Origin of the sequence: Devosia sp. LC5 (assembly GCF_000735585.1) — a bacterium.
GTDB lineage: Bacteria > Pseudomonadota > Alphaproteobacteria > Rhizobiales > Devosiaceae > Devosia.
This window is the reverse complement of sequence record NZ_JNNO01000018.1, coordinates 1-22,599: the sequence shown is the minus strand read 5'-3', so window position 1 is coordinate 22,599 and position 22,599 is coordinate 1. Positions and strand designations below refer to the sequence as shown.

25 protein-coding genes are annotated in these 22,599 nt (G+C 62.3%); 11 read left to right on the top strand and 14 right to left on the bottom strand.

Annotated features, from left to right (window positions below; translation table 11 throughout):
- Positions 1–56 precede the first annotated feature (56 nt).
- The 8 genes from FF80_RS11080 to coxB all read right to left on the bottom strand — a co-directional run bounded on the left by FF80_RS11080 (position 57) and on the right by coxB (position 6,445).
- Entirely contained in the window at positions 57–800 is a 744-nt protein-coding gene (locus FF80_RS11080) for an SURF1 family protein (RefSeq protein ID WP_160172826.1), read from the bottom strand.
- A 32-nt stretch (positions 801–832) separates the two neighbouring features.
- Positions 833–1,186 carry a DUF983 domain-containing protein gene (locus tag FF80_RS11075; RefSeq protein WP_035100281.1) on the bottom strand — a complete coding sequence of 118 codons (354 nt, stop codon included), beginning with the start codon at positions 1,184–1,186 and terminating at the stop codon, positions 833–835.
- A 69-nt stretch (positions 1,187–1,255) separates the two neighbouring features.
- Positions 1,256–2,101, bottom strand: coding sequence for a cytochrome c oxidase subunit 3 (locus FF80_RS11070; protein ID WP_035100278.1), 846 nt, complete (start codon positions 2,099–2,101; stop codon positions 1,256–1,258).
- A gap of 3 nt (positions 2,102–2,104) precedes the next feature.
- Positions 2,105–2,668, bottom strand: coding sequence for a cytochrome c oxidase assembly protein (locus tag FF80_RS11065; RefSeq protein ID WP_035100277.1), 564 nt, complete (start codon positions 2,666–2,668; stop codon positions 2,105–2,107).
- The gene (locus tag FF80_RS11060) at positions 2,668–2,850 is read right to left on the bottom strand and encodes a hypothetical protein (RefSeq protein ID WP_035100275.1); all 183 of its coding nucleotides are present in this window, start codon (positions 2,848–2,850) and stop codon (positions 2,668–2,670) included. Before FF80_RS11060 ends, FF80_RS11065 begins: the two co-directional genes overlap by 1 nt.
- On the bottom strand, positions 2,850–3,746 hold the full coding sequence (locus FF80_RS11055) for a heme o synthase (protein WP_035100273.1): 897 nt from the start codon (positions 3,744–3,746) through the stop codon (positions 2,850–2,852). The genes FF80_RS11060 and FF80_RS11055 overlap by 1 nt, the downstream gene beginning before the upstream one ends.
- 97 nt (positions 3,747–3,843) lie before the next feature.
- Positions 3,844–5,538 (bottom strand): cytochrome c oxidase subunit I, encoded by a 1,695-nt coding sequence (ctaD, locus tag FF80_RS11050; protein WP_035100271.1) that lies wholly within the window; start codon positions 5,536–5,538, stop codon positions 3,844–3,846.
- 22 nt (positions 5,539–5,560) lie between these two features.
- Positions 5,561–6,445 carry a cytochrome c oxidase subunit II gene (coxB, locus tag FF80_RS11045; protein ID WP_035100344.1) on the bottom strand — a complete coding sequence of 295 codons (885 nt, stop codon included), beginning with the start codon at positions 6,443–6,445 and terminating at the stop codon, positions 5,561–5,563.
- 388 nt (positions 6,446–6,833) lie between these two features.
- On the opposite strand from coxB, the gene FF80_RS11040 reads away from it, so the two are divergent.
- The gene (locus FF80_RS11040) at positions 6,834–7,343 is read left to right on the top strand and encodes an invasion associated locus B family protein (RefSeq protein ID WP_052153421.1); all 510 of its coding nucleotides are present in this window, start codon (positions 6,834–6,836) and stop codon (positions 7,341–7,343) included.
- A 13-nt stretch (positions 7,344–7,356) separates the two neighbouring features.
- Positions 7,357–7,602, top strand: coding sequence for a PilZ domain-containing protein (locus FF80_RS11035; RefSeq protein ID WP_035100269.1), 246 nt, complete (start codon positions 7,357–7,359; stop codon positions 7,600–7,602).
- Between the two features lie 272 nt (positions 7,603–7,874).
- Here the strand turns inward: FF80_RS11035 and FF80_RS11030 are convergent, their stop codons facing one another.
- Positions 7,875–8,135, bottom strand: a complete 261-nt coding sequence (locus tag FF80_RS11030) for a hypothetical protein (protein ID WP_035100267.1) — start codon at positions 8,133–8,135, stop codon at positions 7,875–7,877.
- Between the two features lie 155 nt (positions 8,136–8,290).
- Between FF80_RS11030 and FF80_RS11025 the strand changes: the two genes are divergently transcribed.
- The 4 genes from FF80_RS11025 (at position 8,291) to FF80_RS11010 (ending at position 12,419) form a co-directional block, all read left to right on the top strand.
- A complete protein-coding gene (locus FF80_RS11025; protein WP_035100265.1) occupies positions 8,291–9,181 on the top strand; it encodes a LysR family transcriptional regulator in 891 nt (296 codons plus the stop codon).
- A 201-nt stretch (positions 9,182–9,382) separates the two neighbouring features.
- The gene (xseA, locus tag FF80_RS11020; protein WP_035100341.1) at positions 9,383–10,996 is read left to right on the top strand and encodes an exodeoxyribonuclease VII large subunit; all 1,614 of its coding nucleotides are present in this window, start codon (positions 9,383–9,385) and stop codon (positions 10,994–10,996) included.
- A 50-nt stretch (positions 10,997–11,046) separates the two neighbouring features.
- Positions 11,047–11,268 (top strand): DUF2093 domain-containing protein, encoded by a 222-nt coding sequence (locus FF80_RS11015; RefSeq protein ID WP_035100264.1) that lies wholly within the window; start codon positions 11,047–11,049, stop codon positions 11,266–11,268.
- Between the two features lie 2 nt (positions 11,269–11,270).
- Positions 11,271–12,419, top strand: coding sequence for a glycosyltransferase (locus tag FF80_RS11010; RefSeq protein WP_035100262.1), 1,149 nt, complete (start codon positions 11,271–11,273; stop codon positions 12,417–12,419).
- A gap of 159 nt (positions 12,420–12,578) precedes the next feature.
- Here FF80_RS11010 and FF80_RS11005 read toward each other — a convergent pair whose 3' ends face one another.
- Together FF80_RS11005 and FF80_RS11000 are read right to left on the bottom strand one after the other, a co-directional pair.
- A complete protein-coding gene (locus FF80_RS11005; RefSeq protein ID WP_035100261.1) occupies positions 12,579–12,821 on the bottom strand; it encodes a DUF4170 domain-containing protein in 243 nt (80 codons plus the stop codon).
- A gap of 11 nt (positions 12,822–12,832) precedes the next feature.
- Positions 12,833–13,672 carry a 3'(2'),5'-bisphosphate nucleotidase CysQ gene (locus FF80_RS11000; RefSeq protein ID WP_081917390.1) on the bottom strand — a complete coding sequence of 280 codons (840 nt, stop codon included), beginning with the start codon at positions 13,670–13,672 and terminating at the stop codon, positions 12,833–12,835.
- Positions 13,673–13,990: 318 nt separating this feature from the next.
- Here FF80_RS11000 and FF80_RS10995 point away from each other — a divergent pair, with 318 nt between their 5' ends.
- Complete coding sequence (locus tag FF80_RS10995) at positions 13,991–14,506, top strand: DUF6101 family protein (RefSeq protein WP_035100260.1); 516 nt, start codon at positions 13,991–13,993, stop codon at positions 14,504–14,506.
- A 311-nt stretch (positions 14,507–14,817) separates the two neighbouring features.
- Here FF80_RS10995 and ubiA read toward each other — a convergent pair whose 3' ends face one another.
- Complete coding sequence (gene ubiA, locus FF80_RS10990) at positions 14,818–15,762, bottom strand: 4-hydroxybenzoate octaprenyltransferase (protein WP_035100259.1); 945 nt, start codon at positions 15,760–15,762, stop codon at positions 14,818–14,820.
- A 175-nt stretch (positions 15,763–15,937) separates the two neighbouring features.
- Here ubiA and FF80_RS10985 point away from each other — a divergent pair, with 175 nt between their 5' ends.
- The 4 genes from FF80_RS10985 to FF80_RS10970 all read left to right on the top strand — a co-directional run bounded on the left by FF80_RS10985 (position 15,938) and on the right by FF80_RS10970 (position 20,585).
- On the top strand, positions 15,938–16,687 hold the full coding sequence (locus tag FF80_RS10985; RefSeq protein WP_035100258.1) for a 16S rRNA (uracil(1498)-N(3))-methyltransferase: 750 nt from the start codon (positions 15,938–15,940) through the stop codon (positions 16,685–16,687).
- A 74-nt stretch (positions 16,688–16,761) separates the two neighbouring features.
- Positions 16,762–18,132 carry a glutamate--cysteine ligase gene (locus tag FF80_RS10980; protein WP_035100257.1) on the top strand — a complete coding sequence of 457 codons (1,371 nt, stop codon included), beginning with the start codon at positions 16,762–16,764 and terminating at the stop codon, positions 18,130–18,132.
- Between the two features lie 160 nt (positions 18,133–18,292).
- On the top strand, positions 18,293–19,576 hold the full coding sequence (gene purD / locus FF80_RS10975) for a phosphoribosylamine--glycine ligase (RefSeq protein ID WP_035100255.1): 1,284 nt from the start codon (positions 18,293–18,295) through the stop codon (positions 19,574–19,576).
- A 136-nt stretch (positions 19,577–19,712) separates the two neighbouring features.
- Positions 19,713–20,585 (top strand): patatin-like phospholipase family protein, encoded by an 873-nt coding sequence (locus FF80_RS10970; RefSeq protein ID WP_035100339.1) that lies wholly within the window; start codon positions 19,713–19,715, stop codon positions 20,583–20,585.
- Between the two features lie 174 nt (positions 20,586–20,759).
- On the opposite strand, the gene fabV is transcribed toward FF80_RS10970, so the two are convergent.
- Positions 20,760–21,923: an enoyl-ACP reductase FabV gene (fabV, locus tag FF80_RS10965; protein WP_035100253.1), complete on the bottom strand. Its 1,164-nt coding sequence runs from the start codon at positions 21,921–21,923 to the stop codon at positions 20,760–20,762.
- A gap of 73 nt (positions 21,924–21,996) precedes the next feature.
- On the bottom strand, positions 21,997–22,452 hold the full coding sequence (locus FF80_RS10960) for a nucleoside deaminase (protein ID WP_035100251.1): 456 nt from the start codon (positions 22,450–22,452) through the stop codon (positions 21,997–21,999).
- Positions 22,453–22,599 lie beyond the last annotated feature (147 nt).

Below are 22,599 nucleotides of genomic sequence, written 5' to 3'. Positions count from 1 at the left end.
AGGACGAGGGCGTGGCACACATGCCTCCACTCGCCCGACCTCGTGGTTCGACAGGCTCACCATGAGGTCTCAGGAGGTTTTGGTGCTTGCCGCTGCCGCCACAACCAAAACCCCAGCATGACCACCGCAACGATCGCAAAGCCGTACCAGGTATAGGCATAGCCCAGATGGTTGTTGGGAAACTCCACCGTGGTCTCACCCCCCTGCGGCAATTGCCCCGGCGCGCCGGCGGGCAGATCGACATAGAAGGGCGCGAAAGGGGCCAATGCCGGATCGACCAGCTTGGCCAGCCGCTCCGGATCGCGCACCCATTCGATACGGTCCGAGGTATTGGCCTCAGGCGTCATGAAACCGGCTTTTTCGCCGGGGCGGAACAGGCCGGTAATGGTCACCTGCCCGGTTTCGCCTTCGGGATCGGTGACGGCTGCTTCCTGAAACGCCTCGGGCACGAATCCGCGATTGACAAAAACCGTGCCGCCATTGTCCAGCACGAAGGGGGTCACCACCCAATATCCGGGGCCGGAGGCGGAGCCACGGGCATTGGCAAGGCTGGTGAAGACGGTGACCGTCTGGTTGTAGCGGAAGGCGCCGGTCAACGAGACGGGCTGGAAATTCAGCGCTTCAAGATCGAGATCGCCCCAGTCCTGGGCATCTGGCACGGGAACCGGCGCCGCAGTCAGCCGCTGGTCGACGGCGGCGATGAGCGCTTCCTTTTCGGCCAGGCGCTGCATCTGCCAGGTGCCGAGCCAGACGCAGACGCCAGCCAGGGCCAGCATCAGCACGGCGAAAGCCCAGGTCATTACCGGCCCCAAGCGGGTTGGCGCCGGCGTGCTCATTGGTGGCCCTCATGGGCGTCGTGGCGGTATTGCAGGGCAACCATTGTCGCCTTGAACGGAGGCAACAGCGCCAGCGAGAGGATCAGCGTGGCCGGTATCCACAGGATCAGGTGGACATAGGGCGGCGGATTGAAAAGAGCGCCCACCACGATGGCCAGCGCGATGATCAGCGGCGCGACGAGGAAGATCACGAAAATGGCCGGGCCATCGCCGCTATCGGCAAAGGCAAGGTCGAGGCCGCAGGCCGTGCAGCTCGGGGCGAGCTTGAGATAGCCCTTGAACAATTTGCCCTCCCCGCAGCGCGGGCAGCGGCAGAGCAGGCCAGCCTTGAAGGGCGAAACTTGGGTCATGATGGTCCCCGGAAGAAATTGGGGCGCGGCCCATAAGACCGCGCCCCCCTAAATTTCTGATCGGCTCTGTTAGTGGTTGATCGCCACGCCCCACGAGCCCCAGACATAGATCGAGGCGAATAGGAACAGCCAGACCACGTCCACGAAGTGCCAGTACCAGGCGGCGAATTCAAAGCCCAGGTGACGCTCGGGCGTGAAGTCGCCGCGCTCGGCGCGGAGCCAGCACACGATGAGGAAAATGGTACCGATGGCGACGTGGAAACCATGCAGGCCCGTCGCCATGAAGAAGGTTGCGCCATACATGGTGGCGCCATCGCCGCCAAAAGCAAAGGCTGCCTCGGAATATTCGATCACCTGCACGCAGGTGAACAGCAGGCCAAGCGCAATGGTGAGCATGAGGCCCCAACGCAGGCCCTTGCGATCGCCTTCAAGCAGGGCATGGTGTGCCCAGGTGACGGTCGTGCCCGAGGTCAGCAGGATCAGCGTGTTGAAAAGCGGCAGGTGGAAGGCATCGAACAGCTCAACGCCGGCCGGTGGCCAATGGCCGCCAGTTGCCGTGACGCGGGCATATTGCTCGACGTCGTCAAAGCGGAAGAAACCATCGAAATAGGCCCAGAAGAATGCGACGAACAGCATCACTTCGGAGGCAATGAACAGCATCATGCCATAGCGATGGTGCATCTGGACCACGGGGGTGTGGTCGACGCCGTTATTGGCTTCCTTCACCACGTCGGCCCACCAGGCATACATGGTGTAGAGCACGACGGCCAAGCCGATGAAGAATATCCACGGGGTCCACTGGTGCATCCAGGAGATTGCGCCAATGGCGAGTACGAGTACCCCCACCGACATGACGAAGGGCCATGGCGAGGGTTCGACCATATGGTAGTCGTGATTCTTGGCTATTGCCGACATGGTTCAGCTTCCCCCGTTATCTGAAGCGTAGAAGGTATAAGAGAGGGTGATCTCTTTGATGGTGTCGAGCTCAGAATTGTCGTCAAGCTCGGGATCGACGAAGAACACGATCGGCATGTCCACGGTCTCGCCGGGCTGCAGCGTCTGCTCGGTGAAGCAGAAGCATTCGATCTTGTTGAAATAGACGCCCGCCCGTTCCGGCGAGACGTTGAAAATCGCCATGCCGGTGACCGGCTTGTCGGAATGATTGGTCGCCACATAATTGACGGTATCGACAGCCCCGATCCGGTCGGTGACGGAGGCGGCCGGCTTGACGGTCCAATTGAGTTCCGAGGACACGTTGGAATCGAACCGCACCGACATTTCGCGCGCGATGACGCCCTTGGGATTGCTCTCGGCCTTGCCGGGCGTGCCGCCAAAACCGGTGATCGAGCAGAACATGGCGTAGAGCGGCACCGAGGCATAGGCGAGCCCAACCATGCCGGCGACCAGGCCCAGGCACAGCATGCCGATGCGCTTGTTGCGGCGCGCGGCATCGGCAAAGGTGGAATGGGACAGGTCGGCCATCACAGCGCCCGGTCAAACAGGGCCGGACCCATCTTGATGATGGTCAGCAGGTAGAAGGTCAGCGCAAACAGCGCCAGTCCCAATCCCAGCGCGATCGAGCGGCGGCGGCGCACCTTGGCGCGCGCAGCCTCGATTTCGGGCGGCAGGATAACGACCTGGTGGATTTCGTCGGGGGCAGACATCAGGAAAACATTCCAAAACGCGCGAGCAGGTTGTCGGCCAGCAGGGCAAAGAACAGAACGAACAGATAGCTCAGCGAATAGTTGAAGACGACGCGTGCCGCTTTGCGCATCGGCACATCCTCATTGGCGCGATAGAGGCGCCAGGCAAGGAACAGGAACGAGGCCCCGGTGATCACAGCCACGACGGAGTAGATAATGCCGGCAAAGCCAAGCCAGCTGGGCAGGAGCGAGGAGACCGCGAGTAGCGCCGTATAGGCCAGGATCTGGAATTTGGTCGAGGCTTCGCCCGCCACATTGGGCATCATGGGGACGCCGGCAGCGCCATAGTCGCTCTGCTTGTAGAGCGCCAAGGCCCAGAAATGCGGTGGGGTCCACAGGAAAATGATCAGGAACAGCGCAACGCTTTCCATCGAGATGGTGCCGGTGACGGCGGCCCAGCCCACCATGGGCGGGAAGGCGCCCGCCGCGCCGCCGATGACGATATTCTGCGGCGTCGAGCGCTTGAGCCACATCGTATAGATGACGGCGTAGAAGAAGATGGTGAAAGCCAAAAGCCCCGCCGCGACCCAATTGGTCGCCAGGCCCAGCAGCGCCACCGAAAACACCGACAGCACGAGGCCAAAGACCAGCGCCTCGCCCCCGGTGATGCGGCCGGCGGGGATCGGACGATTGGCGGTGCGGCTCATGATGGCGTCGATATCGGCATCGTACCACATATTGAGCGCGCCCGAGGCGCCGGCCCCGATGGCAATGCAGATGATGGCGATGACGCCGATTACCGGATTGATGCCGCCGGGGGCAACCACAAGGCCGACAATGGCGGTGAAGACGACCAATTGCATGACGTTCGGCTTCAGCAGCGCGAGGTAGTCCTCCACGCGCGCTTCACCTGTCATTGCAGGCACCTTCCGATTGTCATGAATATAAGCCACTGGCTCTGCCTTTATCCGGGATTGGGCCGCGCTTGCGCGGCCCGGTGGTTCGCCGCGCTGACTAATGCGCGTTAGTCGAGTCGATCCTGGGCAGGGTGGTGAACTGGTGGAAGGGCGGAGGCGAGCTCAGCGTCCATTCCAGGGTCGTTGCACCATCGCCCCAGGGATTGTCACCAGCCGGACGCTTCTTCCGGGCGGCTTCCCACATGGCGTAGAAGAAGATCAGCATGGCCACGAAGGTGATGTAATAGCCGACAGACGAGATGCGGTTGAAGAAACCGAAGGCATCGGGATAGTCGATATAGCGGCGCGGCATGCCCGCAAGACCCAGGAAGTGCTGCGGGAAGAAGATCAGGTTCACGCCGATGAACATAACCCAGAAATGCGCATTGGCGAGCTTCTCGCTATACATCCAGCCGAACATCTTCGGGTACCAATAGTACCAGGCCGCAAAGATCGAGAACACGGCGCCCAGCGACAGCACATAGTGGAAGTGGGCAACCACATAATAGGTGTCGTGCAGCGCACGGTCCGCACCGGCATTGGCCAGCACCACGCCCGTCACACCACCAACGGTGAACAGGAAGATGAAGCCGATGGCCCAGAGCATGGGCGTGCGGAAGGTGATGGAGCCGCCCCACATGGTGGCGATCCAGGAGAAGATCTTGACGCCCGTAGGCACCGCGATGACCATGGTGGCAGCCACGAAATAGCGCTGCACATCCAGGCTGAGGCCGGTGGTGTACATATGGTGCGCCCACACCACGAACCCCACGAAGCCGATGGCCACCATGGCATAGGCCATGGCCATGTAGCCGAAGATCGGCTTGCGGCTGAAGGTGGAGACGATGTGGCTGACCACCCCGAACCCCGGCAGGATCATGATGTACACTTCGGGGTGACCGAAGAACCAGAACAGATGCTGGAACAGCACCGGATCGCCGCCTTGATCGGGCGCAAAGAAGGCGGTGCCGAAATTGCGGTCGGTCAGCAACATGGTGATGGCGCCGGCCAGTACCGGCAGGGCCAGCAGCAGCAGGAAGGCGGTCACCAGGATCGACCAGGCAAAGAGCGGCATCTTGTGCAGCGTCATGCCCGGAGCGCGCATGTTGAAGATGGTGGTGATCAGGTTGATCGCGCCAAGGATCGAGGAAATACCCGAGACGTGCAGCGCCAGGATCGCAAAGTCGAGCGCCGGGCCGGGGTGGCCGGAAGTCGAAAGCGGGGGATAGATGGTCCAGCCGCCGCCAAAGCCCAGGGCACCAGCGCCAGCGCCTTCAAAGAACAGGCTCATCAGCAGCAGGATGAACGAGGGCGGCAGTAGCCAGAAAGCAATATTGTTGATGCGAGGGAAAGCGGTATCGGGCGCGCCGATCATCAGCGGGGCAAAATAATTGCCGAAGCCGCCGAAGGTCGCGGGCATCACCACGAAGAACACCATGATCAGCGCATGGGCGGTAGTGAACACATTATACATGTGCTTGCCGGCATCGAGGGCGGCATCGCCATCCACGCCATAGGTCATGGCGGCAAGGCCATGGAAAATCTGGATGCCTGGCTCCTGCAGTTCGAGGCGCATGACGCCCGAAAGCAGGCCGCCGACAATGCCGGCGACGATCGAGAAGATCAGGTACATCACACCAATGTCTTTGTGATTGGTGGAGTAGACCCAGCGGCGCCAGCCGGTCGGCTGGTGCGCATCATGGGCGTGGTCGTGTCCCGTGGCGTGGGCTTCGAGGTGAGCTGTATCGGCCATTTTTGCTAGTGTCCCCTAAGCCTTACTGGAGCGCCGCGAGCGTCGCATTGGCGGCAGCATAATCGCCGCCCTCGAAGGCCGCGATAAAGGCCGCAAACTCTTCCTTGGTCACGACGCGCACCGCGATGGGCATGAACGCATGGTCCTTGCCGCACAGCTCGGAACACTGGCCGTAATAGACACCGGTTTCGCGCGCATTGAACCAGGTTTCGTTCAGGCGCCCCGGCACGGCGTCGATCTTGATGCCGAAGGAGGGCACCGCGAAAGCGTGGATCACGCCGGTCGGATCGGCCGTGATCTGCATGCGTACGGTGGTATCGACCGGAACGACCAGTTCATTGTCCACAGCCAGCAGGCGCGGCTGGTTCGGCTTCAGCGCCAGACGGCCATCGTCGCCATCTTCTTTCAGCATCAGCGAGGTCAGCGCGAGACCCTGATCGACATATTCATAATCCCAATACCATTGCTGGCCGGTGGCCTTGATGGTCAATTCGGGCGCCGGCACGTCGACTTCGCCGAACGAGAAAATGTTGGAACCCAGATATTTGCGCTCGCCATCGGGTGTCGTCAGCTGATCGCTGAGCACGCCGAACGAGGGAATGGCGATGACGATCAGCACCACGATGGGCAGCACGGTCCACACCACTTCGACCAGCGTATTGTGGGTGAAGCGGGCCGGGGTCGGATTGGCCTTGGCGTTGAACCTGACGACAATGACGATCAGCAGCGCCAGCACGAAGAGTACGATCAGGCTGATCGTCCACATCAGGATGCCATCGTGGAACGCGGTGATGGAATCCATGATCGGGGTCACCGACCGCTGCAGATGGTACTGGCCGGGCAGAGGGTGTCCCGCCGCAAAACCCGCTTCGCCCGTTGCCTCCTGGGCAACGGCAAGGGCAGGCATCAGCGCCATGGCGGCGGCCGACACGGCTCCCATCCCTTTGAAGAACTGTCCGGTCACCACTTAACCCCCTAATCGACTGCCGTTGGTGCGCACGCGCCAAGAATTGAGGGGTAAAAAACAGCGGCATAGCTACGCCGCCCCGACTCAACCTCGGAGCGCAAAAACTCTGCGCAGACCTAAATCACATCAGAATGACGGAGTCTATTGGCCCGATTGAGCCGCTCGCTGCGTCATAATGTTCCCCCTCAGCGCAAGAACGCCTCACCCTTGCCGCAGTTTTGCAGCCATATTCCCAATGAATCCGGGCTTTGGTTGACTTGCACCCTCCCCTGTTGGAAACAGGAACAACCTCACGCGGACGCCCGATTCGTTCAGGAGAAGTGACAGAGTGAAGCCGAATTTGAAGCGTCTGGCCGTTGGCGGCCTTGCCCTGCTCGCCCTTGCCGGCGCGGCGGGCAGTTCCATGGGCCAGGGTGTGGTCAAGGCTCAGTATGGCGATTGGCAGATGAGCTGCGATACCCCGCCAGGCGCCAGCTTTGAGCAATGCGCGATCATCCAGAATGTGATGGCCGAAGATCAGCCCAATGTGGGCCTCTCCGTCATCGTGCTGCGCACCGCCGACCGCGAAGCGCGCCTGCTGCGTGTCCTGGCCCCGCTCGGCGTGCTGCTGCCCAATGGGCTGGGCCTTAATGTCGATGGCAAGGATATGGGCCGCGTTGCCTTCGTGCGCTGCCTGCCCAATGGCTGTGTTGCCGAAGTGGTGCTGGACGACAGCCTGATCGAGACGCTATCCAATGGCAAGGACGCCATTTTCGTGGTGTTCAAGACCCCCGAGGAAGGCATCGGCATTCCGGTGTCGCTCAACGGCTTCAAAGACGGATTTGCCCAGCTCCCCTGATCTGGAGTTTTGAATGACCGAAGAACAGCGTGCCGCCCCGCGCCAGCGTGTGCTCAAGGGCGGCAAGATCGTCATCAATGACGGTTTCTCGACCTTTCAGTGCACCGTGCGCAATCTTTCCGAAACCGGCGCGCGGCTTAAGGTCACCAGTATTATCGGCATTCCCGACACGTTCGAACTCGTCATGGACGACGGCCGCAAGCATGCTTGCACCACCGCCTGGAAGACCGCGACCGAAATCGGCGTCAAATTCGGCTGATCAATCCCTAAAACAAAAAAGCCGGACAAGTGCCACGGCACTGTCCGGCAAGTCATCAGGAAACGGGACCGGTGGCAAAACCGGCCCGGGAGATGGCACGCGCACTCCAAAGGAAATGACCGTACCAACAGAATAGCGCCGGCCGCATGGGTAGCCGGCGCAAAGGCAATTTCAGGGGACCGCGGGTTCAAACGGAATCAGAACCCCATACCCCCATCTCCTTGTTGCCGCTCAGATTTGGTCCGAAACATGGCAACAGGTTTTACGCGATCCTAGCGCCGGGCGTTGCTGGCGCGCGCCGTATTGAGCGCCAGGCCTGCTGCCGGACCGCGCTTGTGCATGGCATCAACAACATCCTGGCGGGTAATGCCCAGGTCATTGAGCCGGGCATGGTCCAGCTCAAGCAGGCTCGCCAGCGCGGTCCGGCGGGTTCGGGCTGCCTGCGCCTTGGCGATCCAGCGCATGAATGCGGCAAAGGGACGAAAGGGCGTGGCGGCCGCGACTGACCGCTCGCCGGAAAGCGAGAGAGCCATGAAAAGTCTCCAAGATGTGGTTTTGCCGAAGGGAGGCCGGCGAGGCTGGCGCGGTGTCGTTTCGCGTCGATAGTGATGTAATAGCGCACTGGACTTCCATTCGTCTAACAAATAGATTTCATCCGATCTATCAATTTGAGTGATGAGGTATCGGAATGACCGCCCCTCTCGATCTGGACCAATTGCAGAGCTTCTGCGCCATTGCCGATTGCGGCAGTTTCACCGAGGCGGCCCGCCGGGTGAACAAGACCCAGTCGGCCGTATCCATGCAGATCAAGCGCCTCGAGGAGCGGCTGGGCCAGCCGCTTCTGACGCGCGACGGCCGCACGGTCGCTTTGACCAGTCAGGGCGAAGCGCTCTATGCACGGGCGCGGCGCATGTTGCGCACCAATGCCGAAATTCTCGACCATTTCTCCGATGGGGACCTGGCCGGTCAGATCCGCTTCGGCGTGCCGGACGATTACGCCGTACGCCTCTTGCCCGTCATCCTCTCCAGCTTCCAGCGCACCCATCCCAAGATTGCGGTGGATGTGGCCTGCATGGCGTCCGAAGATTTGCTCTCGGGCATGCGATCGGGGCGATATGACATCATCGTCTTCACCCAGGGCACCGAGCAGAATTACGGCGAACTGTTCCGCACCGAGAAAATGTACTGGGTGGCCAGCCATGGTGGGCGGGCCCTGGCCAGCGAACCCCTGGCCATTGCCTGCGGCTCGCCGGGCTGCATCTGGCGCAAAAGCGCCATGGAGGCATTGAACCGCGACGGTACCGATTATCGCGTCGCCTATACCTCCTCCAATGCCACCGCCATTTCGAGTGCGGTGCTGTCGGACCTGGCCGTGGGCTTCCTGCCGGAAAGTGCCATGCAGCCGGGCATGCGCGTGATCAGCGAAGATATGGGCCTGCCACGCCTGGCCGACGCCGAAATCGCCCTGATGCGCGCCAGCCACGCCTATGGCGGCATCTACGACGCCCTGGCCAACCACATCGTACAGTCCATGGGCAATCTGGAGCCCGCCCCCGCCCATGCCGAGGCGGCTGAGTAGCCGCATATCCAACGGCCTATCAGGTCCATATCCCTCCTCCCCACAATTCTCCCTCGGGCTTGACCCGAGGGCCCCTCCCAACCCGGCACAAGCGGCGAGCGACCCTCGGGTCAAGCCCGAGGGAGAATTGTGGATGTGGAGAGCATCGCGCCAAATGACGCGACCCTTGACCTCCTCCGCCAATTGCCGCACCAGAGTGGCATGTCCGATGCCCTCACCAATGCTGCCGAATTTACCGTTTCCGAGATCGCCCAGGCGGTCAAACGCACGGTTGAGGATGAATTCGGGCATGTGCGGGTGCGCGGGGAAATCTCCGGCTATCGCGGGCAGCACTCCTCGGGCCATGCCTATTTCACGCTCAAGGACGAGAATGCCTCGATCGACGCGGTGGTGTGGAAGGGCAATTATGCCAAGCTGACCTTCAAGCCCGAGGAAGGGCTCGAAGTGATCGCCACCGGCCGGCTGACCACCTTCCCGCGCTCCTCGAAATACCAGATCGTCATCGACAATATCGAGCCGGCCGGCGCTGGCGCCCTGATGGCGCTGCTCGAAGAGCGCCGCAAGAAGCTCCTCGCCGAAGGGCTCTTCGCGCGCGAGCGCAAGCGCGACCTACCCTATCTGCCGCGCATCATCGGCGTCGTCACTTCGCCCACCGGCGCGGTGATCCGGGATATCCTGCATCGCCTCAATGACCGCTTCCCCAGCCATGTGCTGGTCTGGCCCGTGCGCGTACAGGGCGACACCTGCGCGCCCGAAGTGGTCAATGCGATCGAGGGCTTCAATGCGCTGCTGCCCAATGGCCCCATTCCCCGCCCCGATATCCTGATTGTGGCGCGCGGCGGCGGCTCTATCGAAGACCTGTGGGGCTTCAACGAAGAAGCCGTGGTGCGTGCGGTTGCAGCCAGCGCCATTCCGATCATTTCGGCCGTGGGCCACGAAACCGATACGACACTGATCGACTACGCCTCGGATATGCGCGCGCCCACCCCCACCGCCGCCGCCGAGGCGACCGTGCCGGTGCGGGCCGAGCTGATCGGCTATGTCGACGATCTGGGCGGCCGCCAGCGGCAGGCCGCGCGGCGGCTGACGCTGAGCGCCCGCGACCGGTTGCGGGCGGCGACGGCCGGGCTTCCCCGCCCGGCGGATCTCGTCGCCACCCAACGCCAACGCCTCGATCATGCGGCGAGCAATCTGGGCGCGGCCTTGCGCCATTCGGTGCAGGCCCAGCGCGTGCAACTTTCGCGCATCGAGCCGCGGCTGGTGCCGCAATTGCTGGCGCGCCGCCAACTCGAAATGGCCGAGCGGCTGGGTAATCTCGCCCTGCGCGGCGATGCGGGCCTGCGCAAAACCGTGGAACGTGCCCGGCTGACCCACGATCCCCGCGCCGAACGGCTGGCCAATGCCGCGCTGCGCCTCGTGGAACGCAAGCGCGCCTTGCTCGAGGCCATCGGCCCCAAGCTCTCGCCCAATGCCCTGCGGGCCGAATTGCGCCATTCGCGCAGCCAATTGACGCCGTTGGCAGCAAATCTGCTCACCAGCGTCAACCAGGCCATGGCCGGCCGCCGCTCCGCCCTCAGCCAATCGTCCAAACTCCTGCTCTCGCTCAGCTATAAAAGCGTGCTGGCGCGTGGCTATGCCGTCATCAAGGACGAGGCTGGCAATCTGGTGCAGGACAGGGCGGCGCTGTCGCCCGGCGATGCGGTGGCGATCGAGTTTGCCGACGGTGCGGTGGGGGCTACAATAGCGGGCAGCCCGGTCATCAAAAAGAAACCGCGTCCGCCATCGGATGGTGGTACGCAGGAAAGCCTCTTTTGAGCCGGCAATTTGATCGCTATATCCAGAGACAGACTGTCAGGAAATCGGCCATGAACATTTTCGACAAGGGCTTTGTGCCCTCAGAAGCGGTGATCCGCTATCTCGATGGAGACTATGTGGTTCTCAAGCCCGGCAGTTTTGTGCGCTGCGCCATTTCCGGCAAGCCCATTCCCATCGACGAATTGACCTATTGGAACGTCGACCGGCAGGAGGCCTATGCCGATGCGGCCAGCGCCCATGCGGCGTTCGAGCGGTACGGCAACGGAGCCTGATCGTGGCGGAAGCGTCAGTCCGCCTCAGATATCTATTTATTTCCAATGGGCACGGCGAGGATTGGATCTCCGCCGCCACAATTGCGCGTCTGCCTGATTGGATCGAAGCGGAAGCCTATCCGATGATCGGGGCAGGCAATGCCTATGCCAATGTGTGCCGCATTGTCGGGCCACGGGCTAGTCTCGCTTCGGAGGGCTGGCGCAATGTGAAGGGCTCACTGCGGCGGGACCTTGCCTCTGGCGGCTTGCGCACCGTGCCCCCCGCCCTCTCCTTCCTGCGCAAGATGCGCGGCAAATATGATCGCGTCGTCGTGGTCGGGGATATGGTCGGGGTCTTGGCGTGCCTGGGCACCGGCCATCGCGACCTGATCTATCTCGATGTCTACAAAACCGGCGCCGCCCGGCTTTACTCCGGCCCCGAGCGCTGGGCCATCAAGCGGGCTTGTGCGACCGTGTTCTGCCGCAGTGACAATCTGGCCCGCACGCTGGAGCATATCGGGGTCGATGCCCGCTGTGCCGGCAATATCATGATGGATACCATTCCGAGCGGGGATTACGACGCCCGCTCCCGCCGTACCAGGCCAAATGCGGTCACGCTGTTACCGGGCAGCCGCGCGCTGACGGCCGAGAGCTTTGCGCTGCAGGTCGATGGCCTGCGCGCCCTGCCGCCCGAATTGCGGCCCGATATTTTCCTCGCCGTCGCCGGTAGCATCAATGTCGATGACCTCGCCAAAAAGACCGGGCTGCACCGCACCTCGATGCTGAGCGCTGAACCGGACGACATGGGCGAGCTGTCGGATGGGGACCTCACCATTCACATGGCCCGCGGCGGCGCCATGGGCAATCTTCTGGCGGCGTCGGATCTCGTGCTGTCGCAAGCGGGCACCGCAACGGTACAGGCGCTGGGGCTGGGCAAGCCCGCCATAACCGTGGTCAATCCCCGCGACCGGCGCTCGCGCTTCACCGATGAGCAGATGCTGTTCGGGGAGGCCCGCACGGTCGTGCCGCCGGAACCGGCAGCCATCGGCGCGGCCCTGCGCCATTTGCTGGAAGACGACAGCGAACGCCGGCGGCTGGCCAATATCGGCCGCGAGCGCATTGGCGGGCCTGGCGCAATCCACGCCGTGCTGGATCGGCTGATGGAGCAGTAGGCCCCCTCACCGACACGAGGAAAGCTCTGCACGCGTCACACCCACAGTGTCATTCCCGCGAAAGCGGGAACCCCTGTTTCGCTAAACGGAGGTTCCCGCTTTCGCGGGAATGACACTGTGGGGGAATGGGCATGGCGCAAACCACACCCTTCTTGCCCCCTACTTCTTATCCGTCTCCGGATCGAGCAGCCGGTGCAGATGCACAATGAAATACCGGGTCTGGGCGCTATCGACAGTCTGCTGCGCCTTCTGCCGCCACACCGCAAAGGCTGCAGCATAATTGGGGTAGACGCCGACGATGTCGACCTTGTCGAGATCGGCGAAGGTCACGTCCTCGATGCTGGACAGTTCGCCGCCGATAACGAGGTGCAGAAGTTGCTTGGATTCTTGTGTTTCGGCCATTTGGCGCTCCGTCAGGTCAGTGTCGTTTCCTGCGGCACCTCGGTTTCGGCCGGACAGCCATAAACCTTGATCAGTGCCGCATGCACGAGCGGTTTTAGGCTCATGTCGCCAAGCGCCGCAAGCGCTCCGTGGCGCGTATCTCGCTTGTTAAATTGTGGGAACCCCGTGCACACATCGGCAAAGCCGATACCGGCTTCGTCAAGGATCAATGCAGCGGCCGCAATATCCCAATCCTGGCTGCCCCGCCGCGACACGGCCGCATCGAGCTTGCCGGTCGCCACCTGCACCAGCCGGTAGGCCAGCGAGGGATACATCGGCCCGCGGGAATAATGCAGGCCCGACGATTGCATTTCCTGATGCACTGCGCCTGGCGCCGGGATCAACGGCGGCGCGCCAGCCCGGCGGCTGCGTGCAATCGGCTTGCCATTGAGCCGCGCCCCGCCGCCTTTAAGGGCATCATACATTTCGTCGCGCACAGGAGCATAAACCACCCCAGCCACCGGCACGCCGTTCTCGACCACCGCCAGCGACACCGTCCAGCTATCCTCTCCGCGCAGGAAGCCGCGCGTGCCATCGATGGGATCAACCACGAAAACCCGCTCGCATTCGAGCCGCGATGGATTGTCAGCGGTTTCTTCGCTGAGCCAACCATAATGGGGCCGCGCGGCCAGCAAGGACGCGGCCAGATAGCGGTCGACCAATATATCGGCCTCGGTGACCGGGGAATCATGGTCCTTGGTCCAGCTCTTTACATCGCGACGAAAAAAGCCGCTGGCAATAATACCTGCGGCCACCGCCGAAGAGCGGAGCAATTCGAGATCGTCGCTATAAATGCTGGGAGCAAGGGTCATTTTCCCCGCGCTTTTAGGCTGGCCGCCGGTTTTGAACAAGGCCAGTGCGAACACATTGCTTCGAGCGCCCGGGATAAGTGCTTAGCGCGGCGGCATAATTGGCGGTCCGGGCGCCCAAATCGGGCTGGTTAACAACCCCGTTCCGCAATCGGTTAATCGCTCCCTATACCGAGTCAGGTCCTGCTAACCCTCTCGGAAAACAAGATAAACTTAACCGAACCGATTAAGGAGGCAGGTAAGGGGACGCGCTAAGGTGGGGTCATAAAAGAGAGCGCAAAAAACAGCTCTTGAAGTTGACAGGTATAAGGCGGAACAAAAATGGTTCATGGCGTGGCGATGGAAGGTTCATCGGTCGTTCTGGCGTTCGGCAAGCCGGCAATAGCAGATCGCCGCTTCGTGGCCGCCAATGACAATGGTCCCAAGGATCCGGTCAAAACCGTCACCGTTCGCAGAATGCTCGAACAGAGTGGCGTCTCGATCAAGATCAAGGTGCCCGTCACCGAATTCATCGGCGTGGCCGTGGCGACCGCGATTTCCGAAGAAGGCGTGCTGATGAGCTCGATCGAGCTGGTCCATTCCGATAGCGAGCTGAACTACCGCGTGTTCGAAGAACAGGGCAATCACAACGTCGTCGCCGAATGGCAGAACTGGGGCAAGAAACTGCGCCTGCCGCTGTTCATCAAGGCGGGCGATGGCCAATACATGCCCTATAGCCAGCAGGTCGACGGCGTCATGCTGGGCAGTTCGGCCGGCCGCCGCAAACTCGCCGCCGACGCCAACCGCCGCCCCCGCTTCCTCAACCGCCGCAAACCCGGCCAGAGCGAAGCCAACTGATTTCTTGCCTCCAAAGCACGACAAAAGGGGTTAGCCAGTGGTGCGGCTAACCCCTTTGTCGTTTTTTGGCCGTTTGGGTGCGGTGGTTGCGGGGTAGGTTGTGCCCTTCGTCGGAACGATCGCAAATGGCACGGGCCTCACCTCGCCCCTCAGGGGAGAGGTCGACGGCGAAGCCGGCGGGTGAGGGGTGCGATGCTGCAACACTCTACAATGTACCAGCATCGCACCCCTCACCCTGTCCCTCTCCCCTGAGGGGCGAGGGGACGATGGAGCCGCTGGATCACTGCATATTCCCTGAAGCCCCCCCAAACCTACCAAACCCACTCCGCCAGCAGCGCCAGCAGCAGTGTGATACCGACATAGTGGTTGCTCCGGAACCGGGCCACAGGGTTACCTTGCTCATTGGCATCAAGCGTCCAGACCTGCCAGGCCAGCACCCCGGCGGCGATCAGCGAGAGCAGCGCGAACAGCAGGCCCGTCCCCGCCATGGTCGCCCCCGCAAGCCACAGCACATAGGCGGCCGCATAAAATCCACCGACGATGGGCTGCGTTTTGCTGCCGAACAGGCGGGCGGTGGACTTAACCCCGATCAGCGCATCATCCTCGATATCCTGCAGCGCATAGATCGTGTCATAGCCGATGACCCAAAGAATGCTGCCGAAATAGACCAGCAGGATCGGCACGGAAAGCCCGCCGGTCTGGCTGCTCCAACCCAATAGTGCGCCATAGGAGAAGGCCAGGCCCAAAAAGGCCTGGGGCCACCAGGTAACCCGCTTCATGAACGGATAGATCACCACGATCACGAGGGACGCGACCCCGGCGATGACAGTGAAGCGATTGAATTGAAACAGGATAATGGCGCCCAACAACACTTGCGCCGCCAGAAATACCAGTGCGCTTCTGGCGCTTACCTGTCCGGAGGGGATGGGGCGCGAGCGAGTGCGGGCAACCGCCATGTCGATGTCCCGGTCCACGATATCGTTGAACGTGCAGCCGGCGCCGCGCATCAGCAGGGCCCCAACGATCATCAGGATGCAGGCAATCCAGTCAAAGCCGCGCTGCGGATTGGCCACGGCAGCCAATCCCAACCCCCAGCCGCAGGGCCAGAACAGCAGCCAGAACGGAATCGGCCGGTCCCACCGCGCCAGCCGCGCATAGGGTTTGAGCCAGTCGGGGGCATAGCGATCCACCCAATTGCCGGCCTCTGCATCGGCCACAGCGCCGGTTGCGGAATTTGGTTGGTCAGTATTGGTCATCGCAGCTCTCGACACTGTGCCACGACCGCCTCCTTCGTCCTTCGACACGCTCAGAAGGTTCAGGATGAGGTCTGTTGCTAACTCCGTTGCAGGTCTACTGCGTTCGCCGCGTTTAGAGTAGACCTCATGGTGAGCTTGTCGAACCACGAGGTCGTGGCACATTGCCACTCTGCCCATGCCCCGCACCCACGCTTCCCTGCCGCGCCTGCACATCGAACCCGACCTTGCCGCCAATACCCAACTCACCCTGGGCAAGGACCAATCGCTCTATCTCGCCGCCGTTTTGCGCAGAAGCGTGGGCGATGAAGTCGTGCTGTTCAATGGCCGGCACGGGGCGTGGCTGGCCCGCCTCGCCAGCGATTCCAAAAAATCGGTGACGCTTGATCTGGTCGAACAGATCGCCCCGCAGACCCCAATCTCCGATCTCTGGTATGGTTTCGCTCCGCTCAAGACCGAGCGGCTCGATTATGTGGTGCAAAAAGCCGTCGAGATGGGCGCTGGCGTCATCCAGCCCGTCCTGACCAAATTCACCCAGGTCAGCCGCCTCAAGCATGAAAAGCTGGTGGCCAATGCCATCGAAGCCGCCGAGCAATGCGAAGTGCTGAGCGTTCCCAGGGTCGCCGCCGAGATCACGCTGGACCGTCTGGTCGATGGCTGGGCGACTGAACAGGGCGAACGCAAGCTGATCCTGGCCGATGAAAGCGCCGCCTCCGCCTCCCCGCTTGAGACCCTCACCGCGCTGCGTGGTCAGCCCATTGGCGTATTGATCGGCCCCGAGGGAGGCTTCTCCGACGACGAGCGCATCAAGCTGCGCGCTCAAAACTTCGTCATTCCGGTCAGTCTCGGCCCCCGCATACTGCGTGCCGATACCGCTGCGGTGGCAGCTTTGGCCGTGATTCAAGCGACCATCGGTGATTGGCGATAAAAGCCGATTGCTTTCGGCTTGCGCCTCGCTATGTTCGCGCCCAACAATGACCCCCTCATCGCAAGAGGACTTTAATGGCCGGCGCCGACACATATTCGCCCCTGATTGAATCGCGGGCCGACCTCATCGACGGCATGGCGCGGGGCAATAAGCCCGCCGAGCAATGGCGCATCGGCACCGAGCACGAAAAACACGTGTTCCACACCAATCCCCTCCGCCCGGTGGCCTATGAAGGCCCCAATGGCATTCGCGCGCTGCTCGACGGCGTTGCAGAACGCACCGGCTGGGAGCCCTTTTTCGACGAAGGCAATCCCATCGGCCTCTGGGATATGGAGACTCACGGCGGCATTTCTCTGGAGCCGGGCGGGCAGTTCGAGCTGTCCGGTGCCCCGCAGCCGGACCTGCATGCCACCGCCGCCGAGACTGCCGAACATATGCGCGTTGCCCGCGAGGTCGGCGCCCCGCTCGACATTCATTTCCTGGGCCTGGGTGTCACCCCGCTCTGGAGCGTGCCTGAAATCGAGGTCATGCCCAAATCGCGCTATGGCATCATGGCGCCCTATATGGACAAGGTCGGCACGCTCGGCACATCAATGATGTTCCGCTCGGCCACGGTGCAGACCAATCTCGATTTTTCCAGCGAAGCCGACATGGTCAAGAAGTTCCGTGTCTCGCTGGCCCTGCAGCCGGTGGCCACCGCGCTGTTTGCCAATTCGCCCTTCGCCGATGGCAAGGACAGTGGCTATCTCAGCTTCCGCAGCCATATCTGGCTCAATACCGACAATGCCCGCACCGGCATGCTGCCCTTCGTGTTCGAAGAAGGCTTCGGCTTCGAGCAATATGCCGATTATGCGCTGGATGTGCCGATGTATTTCGTCCTCCGTGATGGCCATTACATCAACGTCGCCGGCGAGAGCTTCCGCGATTTCCTTGAGGGCAAGCTGCCGCAACTGCCCGGCGAAAAGCCGACACGGCGCGACTGGAACTACCATCTGGGCACCATCTTCCCCGAAGTGCGCCTCAAGCAGTTCCTCGAAATGCGCGGCGCCGATATGGGCGACGAAAAGTCGGTCACCGCACTCTCGGCCTTCTGGGTCGGACTGCTCTATGACGATGTGTCGCTCGAAGCCGCTTATGAATTGATCGAGCCCTGGACCGACGAAGAGCGCGAGCATATGCGCCGCGAAGTCCCGCGCCTGGCGCTCAATACCCCGCATGACCGCTCCAACCTCTACGATGTGGCCGCCCAGGCCGTCGGCATTGCCGAGGCGGGCCTTGTGCGCCGCAATCGCCGCAACGCCAAGGGCCAGGACGAAACCATCCACCTGGCCCCGCTGGAAGAAACCATCCGCCTCGCCAAATCCCCCGCCGAACGCTGGCTCGAGAAATTCCACGGCGAGTGGAATGGCGATTTGACCCGGATTTTCAAAGAAGCCGAGATGTAGTTCCGGGGCTTGCCCCAATCCCACAACACCCACCGTTCTCCCTCGGATCAAGTCCGAGGGAGAACGGTGATTGGGATGGATTGAGTACCAAAAACCCAAAACCCTTGCCTCCCCGCTCTATCTCGTGCATCACCCCGCCAAGAGCGGCGGAGGGCAAAGCATGCGGGTTCTGGTCATTGGTTCAGGCGGGCGCGAACATGCCCTGGCGTGGAAAATCGCCCAGTCGCCCAAGCTCACCAAGCTGTTCATCGCGCCGGGCAATGGCGGCACTGACGCAGTGGCCGAAAACCTAGCGGTCGACATCACCGACCATGACGCCGTGATTGCCCTCTGCCACCAACACCAGATCGACTTCGTCGTGGTGGGTCCCGATGCCCAGGTCGTCGCCGGCCTCGGCGATGACATCCGCGCCGCCGGCTTTGCCTGTTTCTGCCCGTCCAAGGCAGCAGGCCAGCTCGAAGGCTCCAAGGGCTTCACCAAGGCGCTTTGCGACGAGATGGATATCCCCACCGCCGCCTATGGCCGCTTCGACAACGAAGCCGCCGCGCTGGCCCATATCTACACAAATGGCGCGCCCATTGTGATCAAGGCCGATGGCCTGGCCGCCGGCAAGGGCGTCACCGTAGCCATGAGCGTGGAGGAAGCCGAAGAGGCCGTGATCGATTGCTTTGCCGGGGCATTCGGCGCTTCAGGCGCCGAAGTGGTGATCGAGGAATTCATGGAGGGCGAGGAAGTCAGCCTTTTCGTGCTCTGCGATGGCACCAATATCCTGCCGCTGACCACCGCACAGGATCACAAGCGGGCATTCGATGGCGACACTGGCCCCAATACCGGCGGCATGGGCGCCTATTCGCCGGCCGATGTGATGAGCCGCGCGCAATATGACGACGTCATAGCCCGCATCATCGAGCCGACCGTACGCGGCCTCGCGGCGCGCGGCACCCCTTATCAGGGCGTGCTCTATGCCGGCCTGATGCTCACCGAAACCGGTCCCAAGCTGGTCGAATACAATGCCCGCTTCGGCGACCCCGAAACGCAGGTGATGATGATGCGGCTCGAGAGCGATCTGCTGGAGCTGCTGTTTGCCACTGCTACGGGTACGCTGGCGGGGCAGGACGTGGTCTGGAAAGACCAATATGCGCTCACCGTCATCATGGCGACCAATGGCTATCCCGGCGATTACGGCAAGGGCAGCGAAATCAAAAACGCCGAGGGCCTGAATACACCGGACCTGCATGTCTTTCATGCGGGAACGCGCCGCGATGGCCAGCGTTTACTGGCTGCCGGCGGGCGCGTGCTGAATGTCACCGCTTTGGGCTCGACCGTAAAAGAGGCGCAGCAGCGTGCTTACGCAGGCGTGGACCAGATTGTTTGGCCAGAAGGCTTTTGCCGCCGGGATATCGGCTGGCGGCAAATTGCCAGGGAATCCACCATATCGGCGTGAACTCTTTCGCAATCCGCTCCACCTACCCTATCTATCATCCGGGAAGATGCCGCCGCGACGCCCGCTGACCCCGCTGCAAATCCGGGGCAAGGCGCTGGCGGGCAGGCTTCGCCCCGATGGCAAGGAGCGGGCAAGAGTGAGCACGGCAGCCGGACCACGCATCGGAGTAGCCCTTGGCGGTGGGTCGGCGCGCGGGCTGACGCATATTCCCTATATCGAGGCGATGGACGAGCTGGGGATCAAACCTGCGGTCATTTCGGGTACGTCGATCGGCGCGCTGATCGGGGCCGGCTGGGCCGCCGGCATGAGCGGTGCCGAGCTGCGCGAGCATTCCTTCAATGTGCTGGGCACGATGAAGATCATCGCCGGCAAGCTCTGGGCCACCCAGATACGGGGCATTAGCGGCATCCTCAAGAACGGCATTTCGATGCAACTCGACGCCACTCATGTGGTGGATGCCTTCACCCCCGCCGATTTTCCGCGCGAGTTCAAAGACCTCAAGATCCCGCTTTATGTGGTGGCGACCGATTTCCAGTCCTGGCATCAGGTCGTGTTCAATTCCGGCCTGTTGCGCCCCGCCATCGCCGGTTCGATCGCCATTCCGAGCCTGTTCCGGCCCGTGGTCTATGCCAACCACATTCTGGTCGATGGCGGTGTGGTCAATCCGCTGCCTCTCGACCAGGCCGATATCGACACCGACTTTTTGATCGGCATCGACGTCAATGGCGACCCGTCCGAAGGCATTGCCAAGACCGATCACAAGCCGCTCGACGTCTGGTTCGGCTCAGCCCAGATCATGATGCATTCGCTGACCGCCCATATGATGGCGGCCTATCCCCCCGACATCTATATCCGCCCCCACGTCACCAATTTCGGCGCGCTGGAATTCTGGCGCGTCCGCGAAATCGTCGCCAATGCCGAGCCGGAGAAAGAGCGTTTCAAGCGGATGCTGGAGACGAAAATCGAGGCCTATATCCAGGGCAAGGTGCCGGTAATCGAGAGCAATTGAGGGGTGCCCGCTCCCCCGTACACTCCCACTACTCTCTCCCCACCCACCGTTCTCCCTCGGGCTCGACCCGAGGGCCCCTCACAGCTTGCGCCGGGCATGGTGCGTAACCTTGCAGGCCTCGGGTCGAGCCCGAGGGAGAGCCGGTGATTGGAATAGAACGGTAGGATACCCGCCCTATACCTCGCGCGGATCAACATCCGCGGTGTAATCCACCCCACCCAGCCCAAAGCCGAACAGCTTCAAGAACTCGGCGCGATACATCTTGAGATCCGCCAGCTCCGGCAGCGTCTCGGTCGACAGCAGCGGCCAGCGGCGGACCATTTCGGCCTGCACGGTCGGCGACAGCTCCCAGTCATCAACACGCAGGCGGTGCGCTTCGTCGATCACCGGATCGGCCAGCTTGGTGCGGAACAGGCGGTCGATCTGCTCGATCGTGCCTTCGTTCAGGCCCATCTCGGCCATCACCTTGAGCAGCAATGTGCCATAGAGCGGCACCACCGGAATGGCCGAACTGGCCTGGGTCACCACGGCCTTGAGCGCCACGACATAGGCACTCGTGTCCCCAAAGCGGCCGCGGATTTCCCCGGCAGCACGGTCGAGATCGGCCTTGGCCACGCCCAGCGTGCCCTTGTGGTAGATCGGCCAGGTCAGCTCGCTGCCCAGATAGGTATAGTTGAGCGTGGTGAAGCCATCGGCCAGCACGCCGGCATCGGCCAGGGCCGAAATCCACAGCTGCCAGTCCTCGCCACCCATCACCTTGACGGTTGCGGCGGCTTCTTCGTCCGTCGCCGGCTCGATCACCACTTCGGAGACTTCCCCGGTGGCGGTATTGAGCGTCTTGGCGGCAACGGCGGCGCCGAAGGGCTTGATGGCCGAGCGATAGGTTTCCCCGGTCGCCGGATCGGTGCGCACGGGCGAGGCCAGGCTATAAACGATCAGATCGACCTGGCCGAGATTGCTGCGGATCGCTTCAATCGTCTCGGCCTTGATGGCGTCTGAGAATGCATCGCCTTCAATGGTCAGCGCCAGCCGGCCCGCGGCCTTGGCGCGCTGCTCGAAGGCGCGGTTATTGTACCAGCCGGCGCTGGCAGTCTTGTTTTCCGCCGGCGGCTTTTCAAACGAGACGCCAATCGTATCGGCGCCGCTGCCAAAGGTCGTGACGATGCGTGAAGCCAGCCCATAGCCGGTCGAGCAGCCCAGCACCAGCACCCGGCGACGGGCCGATGGGATCTCGCCCTTGACCACGACATGGTCGATCTGGCGTTGAACATTGGTGGCGCAGCCGACGGGATGCGCGGTGGTGCAGATGAAGCCGCGGATTTTGGGCTCGATGATCATGGGCTTGGGCTCCGAATGGTCTTGGCTTTGCCAATAGCGCGCCAAACGGCGCAGGGCTAGAGCGATGACGGGCTTACTCGCTTCTCAGTCCCCGGAAAAAGTCGCGCAACAGCGCCTCCGACCGGCTGGCGCCGATGCCGCCGATGACTTCGGGGTGATGGTGGCAGGTGGGTTGCTCGAATAGCCGCACGCCATTTTCCACCGCTCCCGCTTTGATGTCCTCGGCCGCGAAATAGACCCGCCGCAGCCGCACATGGGCAATCGCCCCCGCACACATGGCGCAGGGCTCCAGCGTCACATAGAGATCGCAACCATCCAGCCGCCCACTGCCCCGCTTGGCCAAAGCCACGCGAATAGCCAGCATTTCGGCATGGCTGGTGGGGTCGTTCAGCGCCTTCATCCGATTGCGCTCGGCGGCGAGCACCACATCGCCCTCCATCACCACCGCGCCCACTGGCGCCTCGCCATGCGCAGCGGCCTCCTCGGCCAAAGCCAGCGCCAGATCCATGGGTGAGTGAGATGAGGTCATGGCTCTTCCTAGCCGTTTGCCTGCGCGCTGCCAACCAGGGCCAGAAACGCCTCCGCCGCCTTGGTGCGATAGCGCTCCTTGTGCCGCAGCAGATAAAAACTGCGCCGCACTTCGGGCAGATCGACCACGCTCAACAGCCCCGCCACC